Source organism: Bradyrhizobium sp. IC3123, from assembly GCF_020193625.1.
Classification (GTDB): domain Bacteria; phylum Pseudomonadota; class Alphaproteobacteria; order Rhizobiales; family Xanthobacteraceae; genus Bradyrhizobium; species Bradyrhizobium yuanmingense.
This window is the reverse complement of record NZ_JADYVF010000007.1, coordinates 52,382-67,552: the sequence shown is the minus strand read 5'-3', so window position 1 is coordinate 67,552 and position 15,171 is coordinate 52,382. Positions and strand designations below refer to the sequence as shown.

At 65.5% G+C, this 15,171-nt stretch carries 13 protein-coding genes; 4 read left to right on the top strand and 9 right to left on the bottom strand.

What is annotated here, in order from left to right; genetic code table 11:
• Nucleotides 1-45: 45 nt before the first annotated feature.
• The gene (locus tag I6F20_RS22935; protein WP_036024242.1) at nucleotides 46-1,392 is read right to left on the bottom strand and encodes an RsmB/NOP family class I SAM-dependent RNA methyltransferase; all 1,347 of its coding nucleotides are present in this window, start codon (nucleotides 1,390-1,392) and stop codon (nucleotides 46-48) included.
• Between the two features lie 188 nt (nucleotides 1,393-1,580).
• On the opposite strand from I6F20_RS22935, the gene I6F20_RS22930 reads away from it, so the two are divergent.
• Nucleotides 1,581-1,790 (top strand): DUF1674 domain-containing protein, encoded by a 210-nt coding sequence (locus tag I6F20_RS22930; protein WP_225127933.1) that lies wholly within the window; start codon nucleotides 1,581-1,583, stop codon nucleotides 1,788-1,790.
• Nucleotides 1,791-1,839: 49 nt separating this feature from the next.
• Here the strand turns inward: I6F20_RS22930 and cysN are convergent, their stop codons facing one another.
• From cysN to I6F20_RS22910, 4 genes are all read right to left on the bottom strand, one after another.
• Complete coding sequence (cysN, locus tag I6F20_RS22925) at nucleotides 1,840-3,735, bottom strand: sulfate adenylyltransferase subunit CysN (protein ID WP_225127932.1); 1,896 nt, start codon at nucleotides 3,733-3,735, stop codon at nucleotides 1,840-1,842.
• Complete coding sequence (gene cysD, locus I6F20_RS22920) at nucleotides 3,735-4,697, bottom strand: sulfate adenylyltransferase subunit CysD (RefSeq protein ID WP_036024260.1); 963 nt, start codon at nucleotides 4,695-4,697, stop codon at nucleotides 3,735-3,737. The genes cysN and cysD overlap by 1 nt, the downstream gene beginning before the upstream one ends.
• A gap of 5 nt (nucleotides 4,698-4,702) precedes the next feature.
• On the bottom strand, nucleotides 4,703-5,722 hold the full coding sequence (locus I6F20_RS22915) for a sulfotransferase family protein (protein ID WP_225127454.1): 1,020 nt from the start codon (nucleotides 5,720-5,722) through the stop codon (nucleotides 4,703-4,705).
• A gap of 155 nt (nucleotides 5,723-5,877) precedes the next feature.
• Nucleotides 5,878-7,596 carry a methyl-accepting chemotaxis protein gene (locus tag I6F20_RS22910; protein ID WP_225127931.1) on the bottom strand — a complete coding sequence of 573 codons (1,719 nt, stop codon included), beginning with the start codon at nucleotides 7,594-7,596 and terminating at the stop codon, nucleotides 5,878-5,880.
• A gap of 202 nt (nucleotides 7,597-7,798) precedes the next feature.
• Between I6F20_RS22910 and I6F20_RS22905 the strand changes: the two genes are divergently transcribed.
• Nucleotides 7,799-8,383: a thermonuclease family protein gene (locus tag I6F20_RS22905; protein WP_225127930.1), complete on the top strand. Its 585-nt coding sequence runs from the start codon at nucleotides 7,799-7,801 to the stop codon at nucleotides 8,381-8,383.
• A gap of 53 nt (nucleotides 8,384-8,436) precedes the next feature.
• Here the strand turns inward: I6F20_RS22905 and I6F20_RS22900 are convergent, their stop codons facing one another.
• Both I6F20_RS22900 and acs read right to left on the bottom strand, forming a co-directional pair.
• Complete coding sequence (locus tag I6F20_RS22900) at nucleotides 8,437-8,952, bottom strand: L,D-transpeptidase (RefSeq protein ID WP_036024233.1); 516 nt, start codon at nucleotides 8,950-8,952, stop codon at nucleotides 8,437-8,439.
• Between the two features lie 442 nt (nucleotides 8,953-9,394).
• Entirely contained in the window at nucleotides 9,395-11,341 is a 1,947-nt protein-coding gene (gene acs, locus I6F20_RS22895) for an acetate--CoA ligase (RefSeq protein ID WP_225127929.1), read from the bottom strand.
• Nucleotides 11,342-11,733: 392 nt separating this feature from the next.
• Between acs and I6F20_RS22890 the strand changes: the two genes are divergently transcribed.
• Entirely contained in the window at nucleotides 11,734-12,903 is a 1,170-nt protein-coding gene (locus tag I6F20_RS22890) for a DNA topoisomerase IB (RefSeq protein ID WP_036024230.1), read from the top strand.
• Between the two features lie 109 nt (nucleotides 12,904-13,012).
• On the opposite strand, the gene I6F20_RS22885 is transcribed toward I6F20_RS22890, so the two are convergent.
• A complete protein-coding gene (locus I6F20_RS22885; protein ID WP_036002934.1) occupies nucleotides 13,013-13,468 on the bottom strand; it encodes an SRPBCC family protein in 456 nt (151 codons plus the stop codon).
• A gap of 101 nt (nucleotides 13,469-13,569) precedes the next feature.
• On the opposite strand from I6F20_RS22885, the gene I6F20_RS22880 reads away from it, so the two are divergent.
• Nucleotides 13,570-14,664 (top strand): adenylate/guanylate cyclase domain-containing protein, encoded by a 1,095-nt coding sequence (locus tag I6F20_RS22880; protein WP_036002982.1) that lies wholly within the window; start codon nucleotides 13,570-13,572, stop codon nucleotides 14,662-14,664.
• 92 nt (nucleotides 14,665-14,756) lie between these two features.
• On the opposite strand, the gene I6F20_RS22875 is transcribed toward I6F20_RS22880, so the two are convergent.
• Entirely contained in the window at nucleotides 14,757-15,170 is a 414-nt protein-coding gene (locus I6F20_RS22875; RefSeq protein WP_036002930.1) for an EVE domain-containing protein, read from the bottom strand.
• Nucleotide 15,171 lies beyond the last annotated feature (1 nt).

The following is a 15,171-nucleotide window of genomic DNA, read 5'->3' as shown; positions in this document are numbered from 1 at the left end:
TGAACGGCGCGAATCAGGGTCGTGGTCGCAAAATCCAGTGCAAAATCAGGATTTAACGAGCCGGGCCGCGAAAAATCCGTCGAGCCCGCCGAGCCTGGGATCGGCGTTCGGCAGATGGCAGGGCAGGGTGCGCAGGTCGCCGTCCCGGTTGAGGATTTCGTCGAGGCCCGCAACCTCCGATGCCATGATCGGAGCGCGGCGAAGCGCGGGCTCGGCGGCGAGCAGTGCCGCCACCGCCTGCTCGCCCTCCTCGGGTTCCAGCGAACAGGTGCAATAGACCAGCGTCCCGCCCGGCTTGAGCAGCGACACCGATTTGCGCAGCAGCCGCTGCTGGAGCGCGGCCAAGGTAGCGATGTCGGAGTCCTGCCGCAGCCATGCGACGTCGGGATGCCGGCGGATCGTGCCGGTGGAGGTGCAGGGAGCATCGATCAGAATACCGTCGAACGCCTCCGCCGGGCCGGCCCATTCCACGGCGTCAGCGACGACGGTCTCGGCCTGCAGCGACAGCCGCGCCAGGTTTTCGCGCAAACGCGCCACCCGTGCCGGCGAGCGGTCGATCGCCGTGACCTGCGCGCCCGAGAGCACCAGCTGCGCGGTCTTGCCGCCAGGGGCGGCGCAGAGATCGGCAATGGACTTGCCTTTGACATCGCCGAACAGCCGGGCGGGCAACGCGGCGGCGGCGTCCTGTACCCACCATTGTCCTTCGGCGAAGCCGGGCAGCATGGTTACCGCACCATGCAGCAGCATCCGCACCGTTCCCGTCGGCAGCATCTCACCATGCAGGCGGCTTGCCCATTGGGCGGGATCCGATTTCACCGTGAGATCGAGCGAGGGCTCGTGGCCGAGCGCCGATGCCATGTCTCGTGCGGTCGCCTCGCCATAATGAGCGCTCCAGCGCGCGAGCAGCCATGGCGGCAGATCCAGCGATTGCGTCGCGACCTCCTCGACCAGCGCCTTGCCCTCGCGCGCACAGCGGCGCAGCACGGCGTTGACGAGCCCGGCATAGCGCGCGGCGCGGCGGTCGGATTGCACGAGGCGGACGGAGAGATCGACCGCGGCGTGATCCGGCACGTCCATCCAAAGGATCTGCGCGGCGCCGATCAAAAGTGCGCTCTGCGCGCGTGGCGCGTCGGAGGGAACGCCCTTGTCGAGCAGGCGGGACAGCACATGGCCGAGTGTGCCGAGCCGGCGCAGCACGGTGGCGACCAGGCGCCGCATCAGCGCGCGGTCGCGGTCGGCCAGCGTCTTCAGTCCGGGATGGGCACCGCCGCCGTCGAGCTGGTCGTCGAGCGTGCGGTGCTTGTGCAGCACGCCGTCGACGATGTCGGCGGCAATCCGTCGCGCCGCAAGGCCGGGCACTTCGGACGGAGGGACGAAACGTTGAGATGGCATGCGGAAGCAAGGTTCTGAACGAGCGGCAGTTCCGCCGCGATGGGCGCATGCCTTGAGAAGGCGATCTCTGACACGCGAATATGCCAAATGTAAGAATCGCTTGCGGGTTTTTCAGCGCTCCGAGCCGATTTCAGGAATGCGTTATTGGGCATCGCGTTGTGCGCGGTCCTGCGCTAGAAAGCGCGGCGATGAGTGACCCCGTTCCCGATCGCAAGCCGCTGTCGCCGGCTGCCCAGCGCGCGCTGGCCGAGGCCGAGGCGCGCCGGCAGGCTGCGGCCGCCAAGGCCAAGGATGAGGCCAAGAACGAGACCAAGGCGAAGGAGCTGCAGGGGCCGCAGGGGCCTGAGCCCACCCGCTACGGCGATTGGGAGCGCAAGGGCATCGCTTCCGACTTCTGAGCTTGCAGTCGGAGCGGCTGGATAACGCCGGCAGATCTCGTCCCGGTCGTCACAGGTAGTTGTGCGCTCGCAAGTAGCGGATGATGCGTTCGCAGGCCGCCTCGCTCGACAGCTCCGAGGTGTCGATGGTGATGTCGGGCGCCAGCGGCGCTTCGTAGGGGGCATCGATGCCGGTGAATGCCGGTAGCTGGCCCGACCTAGCCTTGCGATAGAGCCCCTTGGGATCGCGGCGCTCGCATTCGGCAAGCGGCGTCGCGACATGGATCTCGATGAACTCGCCCGCCTCGAGCCGCTGGCGCGCCAGCTGGCGCTCGCTGCGGAACGGCGAGATCAGCGCCACCAGCGCGATCAAGCCGGCATCGACGAACAGCCCCGCGATCTCCGCGACGCGCCGGACGTTCTCCGTTCTCTCCGCGTTGGAAAAGCCGAGGTCGCGGTTGATGCCGTGACGAAGATTGTCGCCGTCGAGCAACGCGGCATGGCGCCCGAGCTCGGCGAGCCGGCTGTCGACGAGATTGGCGATGGTCGATTTGCCGGCGCCGCTCAGCCCCGTGAACCAGAGCACGCAGGGGCGTTGCTGCTTCAGCCGGGCTCGCACGGATTTGTCGACCGCAAGCCGCTGCCAATGAACGTTGGTGGCGCGGCGGAGCGACATGTCGATCATTCCCGCCGCCGCAGTGCGATGACTGATCGGGTCGATCAGGATGAAACTGCCCATCTCGCGGTTGTCGCGATAGGCCTCGAACACCAGCGGGCGGTCGAGATCGAGATGGACATAGCCGATCTCATTGACGTCGAGCGTGGCGGCGCTTTCCCGCGCCATGGTGTCGATGGCGATCCGGTGCTTGAGTTCCGTGATCACCGCGCCGGTCGAGGCGGTACCGCACCGGAGCAAATAGCGCCGGCCGGCGACCATGGCCTCGCCATCGAACCAGACGAGATGGGCCGCGAGCTGATCCGCCACCGGCGCTGCAGATCCGGCGGTCAGCACGTCGCCGCGGCTGACGTCGATCTCGTCGGCGAGCGTGAGGGTGATGGACTCGCCCGACCTTGCGTGATTGCGCTCGCCGGCGGGCGTGAGAATGCGCGCGATGCGGGTCTGGTGTCCCGACGGCTGCGCGCGAACGGCATCGCCCACTGCGATCGTTCCACTCGCGATCCGTCCGCAGAAGCCGCGAAAATCCGCATGCGGCCGACTCACCCATTGCACCGGCAGCCGGAACGGCTGCTGCGAGGCGTCCCCGGCCACGTCCACGGATTCCAGATAGGCCGTAACGGTCGGTCCCTCGTACCAGGGCATGCGCGTGCTCGCGGCGACGATGTTGTCGCCGTCGGGCGCCACGACCGGGATGCACTGGACCTGAGAGATCCCGAGCTGACCGGCCAGAGTCAGGTATTCGGCGGTGATGGCAGCGAAGCGATCGCCGTCGAATCCGATCAGGTCCATCTTGTTCACGGCGAGCACGACGTGGCGGATGCCGAGCAGCGACAGGATGTGGCTGTGACGCCGCGTCTGCGTGATCACGCCCTTGCGGGCGTCGACCAGCACCACGGCGAGCTCAGCATTGGAGGCACCGGTCGCCATGTTGCGCGTATATTGCGCATGTCCCGGCGTGTCGGCGACGATGAAGCGGCGCAGCTTCGTGGCGAAGAAGCGGTAGGCCACGTCGATGGTGATGCCCTGCTCGCGCTCGGCCTGCAACCCGTCGACCAGCAGCGCGAAGTCGAGGTCGCCGCCGGTGGTGCCGGCGGTCCTGCTCTCCGAGGCGAGCGCGTCGAGCTGGTCGTCGAGCAGCGTCTTCGAATCGTAGAGCAGCCGACCGACCAGCGTGCTCTTGCCGTCGTCGACGCTGCCGCAGGTGACGAAACGCAACGTCGGGCGATCGTCTTGCTCGAGCTGCGGCGCATCGGCGGCGGCGATCGCCGGTGCCTCGTGATAGGACATCAGAAATAACCTTCCGCCTTCTTGCGCTCCATCGATGCGGGACTGTCCCGGTCGATCATGCGTCCCTGTCGTTCGGAGGTGCGCGACGCCATCATCTCCTGCACGATCTCGGGCAGGGTTGCCGCCGTCGAGCTCGTTGCACCGGTGAGGGGATAGCAGCCGAGGGTGCGAAACCTGACGGAGCGCGATTGCGGCTCCTCGCCGGGCTGCAGCGGCATCCGGTCGTCGTCCACCATGATCAATGCTCCGTCGCGCTCGACCACGGGGCGCGACGCTGCGAGATAGAGCGGAACGATCGGGATGTCCTCGAGCAGGATGTAGTCCCACACGTCGATCTCGGTCCAGTTCGACAGCGGAAACACCCGCATGCTCTCGCCGGGCGCGAGCCTCGTGTTGTACAAGCCCCACAGCTCCGGCCGCTGGTTCTTCGGATCCCAGCGATGCGCAGCGCTGCGGTGTGAGAACACGCGCTCCTTGGCGCGCGACTTCTCCTCGTCGCGCCGCGCGCCTCCGATCGCGGCGTCGAAGCCGTGGAAGTCCAGCGCCTGTCGCAGCGCTTGCGTCTTCATCACGTCGGTGTAGCGGGCCGAGCCGTGGGTGAAAGGGTCGATGCCCTGGCTCAATCCGTCATTGTTGGTATGGACGATCAGGTCGAGGCCGAGCTCGCGCGCGCGTCGGTCCCGAAACGCGATCATCTCGCGAAACTTCCAGGTCGTATCGACATGCAGCAGCGGAAACGGCGGCTTGCCGGGATCGAAGGCCTTCATCGCCAGATGCAGCAGCACCGAGGAATCCTTCCCGATGGAATACAGCATGACCGGCTTGCGGAACTCGGCCGCCGTCTCTCGCAGGATGTGGATGCTTTCCGCCTCCAGACGGCGGAGGTGGCTGGCGACGTGACGCTGCTTGCCGCCAGCACCTTCACGGAGTGCGGAATCGGCTCCGGTGGGAACGTCCAGCATGACCATCACGCAGCCGCAGCAAACCAGTCGCCGAACAGACGTTGCGACAGTGCCGCATTCAGGCCGAGATCGCGAACACAGGCGGCGACCGCGACGCGATAGGCATCATTGACCCCGCAGCGCTCCAGAGCCTCGCGTTGCGCTTCGCTCAGAGAGGCCGTCGCACGGCGCTGGTAGCGATAGGCACTGTCGGAGGTGTGCAAATTGGGCACCTTGTAGATCGTCGCTTCGCTCGGGAAGATGACGCGCGCATTGTTCGCGTGCGAGTCTCCCGGCTCACGCCAGGACGTCACGGCATTCTCGTTGAAGCTGCCCGAAAGGCCGATCCGTTCGAACAGGACACGAACCGAGGACACGGCCTCCTTGCTCACCTCGTAGACGTAGTGAGTGACGGCAACGCCCTGTCGCTGGGCGTAGCTTGCGACTTGAGCCGCGCTGAGCGCGGCGACGACATAGTGCCGCAGCAATACATCTTCAGGCGCGCGCGAGATCAGCTTGTCGAGCCACGATGCCAGTGAACTCGCCGGCTCACGGTCGAGCATGATGAGATGCAGCCGGTGCCGCGGATAGCCCGCCTCAATCAGCAGCTTGAGCGGATTGAACAGGCTCTCGGCGAGCACGTAGGGCCCGATCGTTTCCTTGCTGAAGATGTGCGGCTCGTCGTCTGCCGACGGCACGGCCCACGGCGCCGGCCTCTTGCCGACGAGCGCATCGCGCAGCATGGCCTTCAAAGGCTGATAGTAGGAAGGCATCCCGGTCATGCCGAACAGATTGCTCAGGGCCGTCGATCCGACGCGCGCCTTGCCGCATGCAAAATAGAGCATGGGAAAGTCTTGCGGCGAGCGATGCCGGAAGCCGTCCGCCAGGCACTCCGTCACCTCGCGCATCAGTGTTTCGAGCGCGACGGTCCTGGTTTGGAACCCCTCCACCGGCGGAAGCAGCGTGGTGTCGAGAGAACTATCTTGCTGACGAACGAGTTCGGCGATTCGCTCGAGCGAATCGGGGGACGACGCATCGATATTCATGGCGGGGGACTCGCTGAACAGGTTCCGCAAGCGAGTTGCTTACGGCTCAATGTTCAACCTAGTGTTGATTACGACCCCGGTCAAACCCGGGAAATCCCGGGGGCTTCATGAATGTCCGGCGAGCACGGCAATCGTGCTCGCCGCTCCGTTGCGCATTACGCGGCGCGCACGGTGCTGAGGAACTTCTCGACCTCGGTCTTCAGGAGGCTGCTTTCGCTCGACAGCGAACGCGCCGACGCCAACACCTGTCCCGACGCCGCGCCGGTCGCGCTCGCGCCATGGCTGACCTGGGCGATCTTGTCTGCGACTTCGACCGTTCCCTTGGCGGCTTCGCTGACGTTTCGCGCAATCTCGGCCGTCGCTGCGCCCTGCTGTTCGATCGTCGCGGCAATGGTCGTGGAAATATCGGAGATGCGGCCGATGGTCGTTCCGATTTCCTTGATCGCTCCGACGGAGTCCTGCGTTGCCGATTGCATGCCGGCGATCTGCGCGCTGATTTCCTCGGTCGCTCGCGCGGTTTGCGCCGCGAGCGCCTTGACCTCGCTCGCCACGACCGCAAAGCCGCGGCCTGACTCGCCGGCGCGCGCCGCCTCGATCGTTGCGTTTAGCGCCAGGAGGTTGGTCTGTTCGGCGATCGCCGTGATCAATTTGACGACGTCGCCGATGCGGCCCGCCGCCTTGAGCAGCTCGTTGATCCGGGCATCGGTGCGCTCGGCCTGCTTGACCGCATCGCCGGCGATACGGCTGGAATCGTGCACCTGACGGCCGATCTCGACGACCGACGTGCTCATTTCCTCGGCCGCGGACGCCACGGCCCCGACATTGGTCGAGGCTTCCTCCGAGGCGGCGGCGACCATTCCGGAGAGCTGCTGGGTTTGTTCGGCCGTACCCGACAACGTGCCGGCCGCGGATTCGAGCTCCTGGGATGCGGTTGACACCGAGTTGATGATGCCGCCGACCGCAGTTTCGAACGCGTTGGCAAGCCGCGTCATCTCCTGCTTGCGCTGAGCGGCCGCAGCGGCTTGATGGTTCTTCTGCTCGGCTTCCATCTGCTCGATGCGGATCAGATTGTCCTTGAAGGTCTGTGCCGCGCGGGCGTTGTCGCCGACCTCGTCGCCACGGCGGGTGTAGGGAATTTCGATCGCCTTGTTGCCTCCGGCGAGCTGCAGGAGCACATCGCCGATGCGACGGATCGGACGGGCGACGTTCAAGACGGAAAAGACTGCGGAGCCGACCAACGTCAGGACGACGAATAGGCCGACGATCAAAGCGAAATTGGCGACGCGGTCCAACTCGGCCAGCATCTCGCCCTTGCGGCGCGCGGCGAATTCGTTGGCGACGCCGACGAGATCGTCGATGCGCTTGCTGACTTCCTGCGCTGCCGGACGCATATGCTCTGCGAGAATACTTGCCTTGGCCGACTCTGCTGCAAGCTTGGCGCCACCCGCGGGGGCGGCGATGACCGCCTTTTGCGCCGCGGCGAGCTCGACGCCGCTGGCCAGATACGCATCGACGAACTTCTTGGCCTCGCGGTAAGCGTCCTGTGTGACCTTGCGGGTCGCCCGCTCTCTCGCGGCATCGATTTCGGTGCCGGCTTCGCCGGCCCGGGTACGGAGAAGCTCGAGGAGCCTGTCGACCTCTCCGGCTGACGGTGCCGAGCCGAGTTCGAGAGCGGCGAGCTGCGCGCGTGCCATCGCCGTCTGAGCCGCCTGCGCATTGCCCTTGTTGAGATAGTTGATCGTGACGAGGCGATTGGATTCGGCAATGGAGCGGTTGCCAAGCATCTGATTGGTCAGCATGCCGCCGACCAGCACGACGCTCACGCCCGTCACGATGCCGAGCTTTGTTCCAATGCGAAACCTGAATGACCTCACGGCAATCTCCCCTCGGTTTGTCGTATAACAGCTATTCGCAACCAATGATTGAGATTTGGAAAATATTCGCGGATCCCCAGTAGAACTACGGCTAACCTCTTTGACAAACGGAACTTTCGTGCATGGCCTCCGGCGCATTCGGCGTCGTTTATGGACGCGCTCGTGCTTGTGAGTTCCCCCGACTCAGACATAGCGTGAGTTGATGCGTTTCCAGGATCGCCCCAATTCCTACCGGCCGCAGTTCAGCGGCTCGCCGTTCGGCCGCCGCTTCTCCGGGCTATTGCCCTGGATGTTCGTGGTGGGCATCGCGCTGGCCGTCGTGCTCACATTCCGCCATGGAACGCACTGGCTTGTTCCCGATACCGATCGCACTGGAGATGCCGAGATCGTTCTTCAGCAGACCGGCCACGCGGATGTGCGTCCCGTCGAATTCATTCGCGCCATCGATGGCGACACTTTTCTCGCGCGTGTTCGCCTGCACGAGGGACGCGATCCCGTGGTCCGCATTCGGCTGCGCGGCATCGATGCACCCGAACTGAAAGCATCCTGCCAGGAGGAGCTGGACAAGGCCGAAGCTGCGGCCCGTGCCTTGCGCGATCTGCTCGGCCAGGGCGGCGTGACCATCACCAATCTCGCTCCCGACAAATACGGCCGAGTCCTCGCCGACGTTGCGACCCGGCGGACTGTGAACGTCTCGGCGGCACTGCTCGCCGGCGGCTTCGTGCGCAGCTACAATGGCGGCCATCGCGACGGCTGGTGCGCGCGCGGCTGGCGGTTCTGGCAATAAAAAGGCCGCGTCGAGGACGCGGCCTTTCATTTCATCTCGGCTGATTCAGGCGATCAGCGCGTCACGACCACCGTCGTGCCGACGGAGACGCGGCCGTAGAGATCAGTGATGTCGTCGTTGAGCATGCGGATGCAGCCATAGGAGACGAAGCCGCCGATCGAGCCCGGCACGTTGGTGCCGTGGATCGCATATTCGCCGCCGGCGAGCGTCATCGCCGCAACGCCCATCGGGTTGCGCGGCGAGCCGCCCGGAATGACGTCGGGGATACCAGGCTTGTCGCGCTTCACCTCGGCGGGCGGCGCCCAGGCCGGATTGAGATATTTGCCGTCGATCTTCGTGGTGCCGGCCCACTGCTTGCCGGCTTTGCCGACGCCGACCGGATAGCGCACGGCCTGGCCGTTCCCGAGGATGAGATAAAGCCGCCGCTCGCTGGTTTTGACCACGATGGTGCCCGGCGAATAGTCAGCCAGGTGTGCCCCCACCATTTCCGGCCGCGCCTGCGCCGCCGTCGACGTCAAGGCCCCAGCCGCGATGGTGGCGGCCAGCGCCACCGCAATCCTCATCGACATCGATGCTTCCCCTTGCCCAAAACGGATCGTCCAAAATGACGCAGAACCGGCAATCGTCGCCGCACCAAGCCCTCGTCGATGCTCATTCTTAACCGCGCCCGTTAACCCAATGGTTTCCAGCCGCGGCTGCCGAGGGCCGGCCAGCAGGGGGAACAAAGAAAATGTTCGAAATAAAGTAAATGACCTGAAAACAACACTCGGCGGGAAAGATGCAGGCGCGCTGCCGCGCCCGCTGACAACAGCGTGAGGGTGTGAATGGCCGTTGGTTGAGAGGGCGCGCTGACGCGAAAACTAATCGCGTGTCCCGGATGCGCTGCAGCAGGAAACGCTGCTGCGCAGAGCCGGGATCCAGGAAGCTACACGTTCTGACGTTTAGATGGGCCCCGGCTCAGCAGCGCACCGCTGAAGGAGCGCTGCGCTGCGTTCGGGGCACGAACTCGCCTTACGCCGACTTCTTGTTCTGCCGGTTCTTGACGAGATCATCGACAACGGCGGGATCGGCGAGCGTCGAGGTGTCGCCGAGGCTGCCCGGCTCGTCCTCGGCGATCTTGCGCAGGATGCGGCGCATGATCTTGCCGGAGCGGGTCTTGGGCAGGCCCGGGGCGAACTGGATCTGGTCGGGCGAGGCGATCGGGCCGATCTCCTTGCGCACCCACGTGACGAGCTCCTTGCGCAGCTCGTCGCTCGGCTGCACGCCGGCCATCAGGGTGACATAGGCGTAGATGCCCTGACCCTTGATGTCGTGCGGGAAGCCGACGACGGCGGCTTCCGACACCTTCTCATGCGCGACCAGCGCGCTCTCGACTTCGGCGGTGCCCATGCGGTGGCCGGAGACGTTGATGACGTCGTCGACGCGGCCGGTGATCCAGTAATAGCCGTCGGCGTCGCGGCGGCAGCCGTCGCCGGTGAAGTATTTGCCCTTGTAGGTCGAGAAGTAAGTTTGTTCGAAGCGGGCGTGGTCGCCGTAGACCGTGCGCATCTGGCCGGGCCAGGACCGCGTCAGGCAGAGATTGCCTGATGTTTCGCCTTCCAGCACCTTGCCGTCGGCATCGACGATCTCAGGCACCACGCCGAAGAACGGTTGCGTCGCCGAGCCGGGCTTCAGCTTGGTCGCGCCCGGCAGCGGCGTGATCAGGATGCCGCCGGTCTCGGTCTGCCACCACGTGTCGACGATCGGGCAGCGGTCGTCGCCGACGACGCGGTGATACCACTCCCAGGCTTCGGGATTGATGGGCTCGCCGACCGAGCCGAGCAGGCGGAGCGAGGCGCGCGAGGTCTTCTTCACCGGTTCGTCGCCGGACTGCATCAGCGCGCGGATCGCGGTCGGCGCGGTGTAGAAGATGTTGACTTTGTGCTTGTCGATGACGTTCCAGAACCGCGAATTATCCGGATAATTCGGCACGCCCTCGAACATCAGCGTGGTCGCGCCGTTGGCGAGCGGCCCATAGAGAATGTAGCTGTGGCCGGTGACCCAGCCGACGTCGGCGGTGCACCAGTAGATGTCGCCGTCGTGATAGTCGAAGACGTATTGATGCGTCATCGAGGCGAACACGAGATAGCCGCCGGAGGTGTGCAGCACGCCCTTGGGTTGGCCGGTCGAGCCCGACGTGTAGAGGATGAACAGCGGATCCTCGGCGTGCATGTGCTCGACCGGGCATTCCGTGGTCACCATCGCCGCGGCCTCGTGGTACCAGAGGTCGCGCGTGGGATTCATGTCGACCTTGGCGCCGGTGCGCTTGACCACGACGACCCAGTCGACGCCGTCGGCCTTGCTAAGCGCCGCATCGACATTGGCCTTCAGCGGCACCTTCTTGCCGCCGCGTAGGCCTTCGTCCGCGGTGATGATCACCTTGGATTGGCAGTCGTTGATGCGTTGGGCGAGGCTGTCAGGTGAGAAGCCCGCGAACACCACGGAGTGGATCGCGCCGATCCGCGCGCAGGCCAGCATTGCATAGGCGGCCTCGGGAATCATCGGCAGGTAGATGGTGACGCGGTCGCCCTTCCCGACGTTGCGGGTGCGCAGGATGTTGGCCATCCGGCAGACCTCGTCATGCAGCTCTTTGTAGGTGATGTGCTTGGACTGCGAGGGATCGTCGCCCTCCCAGATGATCGCGGTCTGGTTGGCGCGTTTGGCGAGATGCCGGTCGATGCAATTGTAGGCGACGTTCAGGATGCCGTCCTCGAACCATTTGATCGAGATGTTGCCCGGCGCGAACGAGACGTTCTCGATTTTCGTCGGCGCCTTCATCCAGTCGATGCGCTTGGCCTGCTCCGCCCAGAAACCGTTCGGGTCCGAGATCGAGCGGGCGTACATCTCCTTGTACTTGGCCTGGTCGATCCAGGCGCGCTTCGCCCACTCCGCGGGGATATCGTAGATCTTCTCGGACATGCTTCCCTCCACATGCGGCAAGCTCAGGCAATGCCGACATCATCATTTGATGGATTATGCGTCGGGCTAACCGGACCCGACAAGGAGCACAAGCTGGACCTTCGGCGGGCAGCTGGCCATGCGAAGGATCAAGGTCCCGAAGGCCCGCTGTCGCAAATCTGAAACAGGGCCGACGGGCACCTTCCGGCTCTCTACCCAAACCGCCAGAACAGAGACCGCAGAGCCCCCATGCGCCGAGGAGAGGTATTTAGCAACCTCTTGTCACTGATTCAGGACTCGCATTCGTGTTCGGAACACCCTAAATGGCCAACCCGGGTCCAAAGAGACTCCTCGGAACAAAAATCACAACAGCGGCATTGATCGACAACAGGACAGGGCTAAGGCGTAAGACCATGATGGATCAGCAGAATCTCGGGACGATACGGCCCGCTTCAGCCGATCCTGCAGCCATTGCCCTGGCCAAGGCCCTCGGACAATGGCCGAAACCGACCGGTTTCAGGCGCCCGAGCCCCAAGAAGACCTACGACGCGGCGCCTGCGGCGACGGTCGAGGCCCTCGCCAAGGAGCTCGGCTTGCGGCTCGGCGACCAGAACGAGCTGACCATCCGTCGTATCAGGCGCGGCAAGGGCTATTCCTTCGTCCGCCCCAACGGTGCGCATATCCGCGACGCCCGCACCATCCGGCGGCTGCATTCCATGGCGGTGCCGCCGGCCTATCGCGAGGTGCGCTACTCCGCCGACCCGAACTCGCATCTGCAGGCCGTCGGCCGCGATGCCGCGGGCCGGCTGCAATACCGCTATCACGCCGACTGGGAGAAGGTCCGCGAGCAGCGCAAGGCGCATCGCCTGGCAAAGCTCGTCGGCGCGCTGCCGAAAATCCGGCGCAAGGTCTCGGCGTTCCTGTCAGGGGACGAGCCGACGCGCGAGTTCGCGCTCTCGGCCGTGATCGAGCTGATCGCGCGCACCGCGATCCGCCCCGGCAATGAATCCTACGCCCGCCTCAACGGCACCCGCGGCGCGACCACGCTGCTGAAGTCCAACGTCACGCTGGAAGACGATTGTTTCGTGCTGACCTTCAAGGCCAAGGGCGGTAAGGCGGTGCGCAAGGAGTGCGACGCCGCCAAGCTGGTGCGCGCCATCGGCATTTTGCAGAGCGTTCCCGGCAAGCGCATGTTCCAGTATCGCGATGCCTCCGGCATCGTGCGCGCGGTCAGCACCACCCAGGTGAACGCATTTCTGCGCGAGATCGCCGGCATCAAGATTTCCCTGAAGGATTTCCGCACGCTGATGGCGTCCGCCGTCGTGGTGGAATCGCTGTCGCGGATCACGCCGGCGAGCAGCCAGCGCGGCCGCAAGAAGCAGGTGCTGGATGCGATCCGCGCCGCCGCCGACCAGCTCTCCAACACGCCGGCGATCTGCCGCAAGAGCTACGTCCACGACACCATCGTCACCGCCTTCGAGGAGGGCATCCTCGAGCGCTTCGCCGCGACCATGACGGGTCAGCGCTCGCAGGCCAGGCGCGAGCAGCTGCTGGCGCAGGTGGTGGCGACGGCAGCAGTGTAACGAAGCGCCGCTCTCGTAAGGTGGGCAAAGCGAAGCGTGCCCACCATTTGCCCAGGTGACGGGTGGTGGGCACGGCGCGAAGAGCGCGCCTTTGTCCACCCTACGAGAGCTACTTCTTATCTGACACACCCTTGTCAGGACCGGGGTCGCCGCCTGCGGCTGCGATCGTGAGCCGCTCAAGGTAGTGCGCCCAACCCGTTGCATGAGCGGCCGCCTGCGCTTCGTTCGGCAGGCCGCTATGGGTCATGCGCAGCAGCGTGCCGCCGTCCTGCTCGATCAGGTCGATCTCGATCAGGCTCGAGCCGGGCGGCACTTCCTGACCACCCTCCCAGCCGAACGTATAGGCCAGACGATGCACCGGCACGACCTCGCGGAACGCGCCGCGGGCGGCGGCGCCGTCCGGGCTGACGCCCTTGAGCAGGTAGAGCCCGCCGGGATAAGGCTCCGTGGTTGCGTCGGAGCCCATCCAGCTCAGGATCTTTTCGGGGTCGGTGAGGTAGGCGAAGACAGTGGCGCGCGGGGCCGCGATCTGGGTCTCGCGTCGCACTATGAATGGCTCGGGCATCGGCGATCATCCCTGGTCTGACGATGGGACATGGCGGCGGCCCTGCGCTCCGTCAAGGATTGCCCGTGGCAAAGACGGCCCTGTTTCGCCATGATCGCCTCATGCAGCTCTCCCCGACCCTCGCCTGGCTCCTCGACGCGGCCTCGGATTGTCGCGGGGCCGACCACCTGCTCGCGGAGCTCGGCGCGCATCTGGCCGCCGATGGCGTGCCGCTCGCGGCAGGCGCCCTGACGCTGGAGGTGCCGCATCCGCTGATCGCGAAGCGGACCTGGCTGTGGCGTGCCGACAGCGGCCAGGTGATCGAAGCGCTCGGCTTCGCGCCGGGCGGCCTCGCGCCCGATCCACCCGACGACGCCGGCCGCCGTTGGCTGCGCGATATCGCCGGCGGCGATGTGCATGAAGATGTCGCCGGACGGCCCGATGGCCCGCTGCTCGGCTGGATCGGGCCGCGTCCGTTCACGGCGGATGAGATCGAGCAATTGCGTCAGGCCGCGCGTTTCGCCGCAACGCCGCTGGCCGTGCTCGCCGCGCGCGCCACCTTGCGGGCAACGCTCGATGCATACCTTGGCACGCGCAGCGCGGAGCGGGTACTGGCGGCGCCTCTGCGCCGCGATCTCGGCGAGACCATCCAGGCCGCACTGCTCTATGCGGATTTGCGCAATTTCACGACCCTGTCGGAGACGACACCGCCGGCCGATGTCATTGCGGCGCTCGATGCCTGGTTCGATCGCATCGCCGGCGCGGTTCACGCCTTCGGCGGCGAGGTGCTGAAATTCATCGGCGACGGCGTGCTCGCGATCTTTCCGGTGCTCGAGGCGTCCCCGCGCCGCGCCTGTGACGCTGCTTTGCGCGCGGCAAGCGCAGCCGAAGCCGGGATGGCGTATCTCAACAAGGAGCGCCGCGCGCAAGGGCTGCCGCCTTTGTCGTTTGGCGCCGCGCTCCATCTCGGCGAGATGCTCTGGGGCAATATCGGCGCCGCGAACCGGCTCGACTTCACCGCGATCGGCCCCGCCGTCAACCTCGCCAGCCGTCTGGAGGGATTGTGCAAGCCGCTGGGCCGGACGGTGCTGGTGTCGGGCGCGCTCGCCGCCGAGACAGAGATGCCGCTGGTTGCGCTTGGGACGCATGAGCTGCGCGGCATTGCCGCGCCGTGCGAGGTGTTTGCGCTGGAGGAGTCGCAAGCCCGGATATCGTAGCCCGGATGGAGCGAACCGTAATCCGGGATCGGGCTTCAATCGAGACTTTCCCGGATTGCGCTGCGCTCCATCCGGGCTACGAAACGACGTAACTACATCCCGCCCATCTTGCAGACGAGCTTCCACTCCTCTGCCGTCACCGGCTGCACGGAGAGGCGCGAATATTTCACCAGCGCCATATCCGCGAGCTTCTTCTCCGCCTTGATCGCGGCCATCGTCACCGGCGTCTTCAGGGGCTTGTCGGCCTTGATGTCGACGCAGACGAATTTGCCGGTCTTGTCGGTTGGATCGGGATAGGCCTCCTTGATGATCTCGGCGATGCCGACGATCTCCTTGCCCTCGTTGGAATGATAGAAGAACGCCTTGTCGCCCTTCTTCATGCTCACGAGGTTCTGACGGGCGGTGAAATTGCGCACGCCGGTCCAGGCCTCGCCCTTGGCGCCCTTCGCAACCTGCTGGTCCCAGGACCACACCGACGGTTCGGATTTCACGAGCCAGTACGCCATG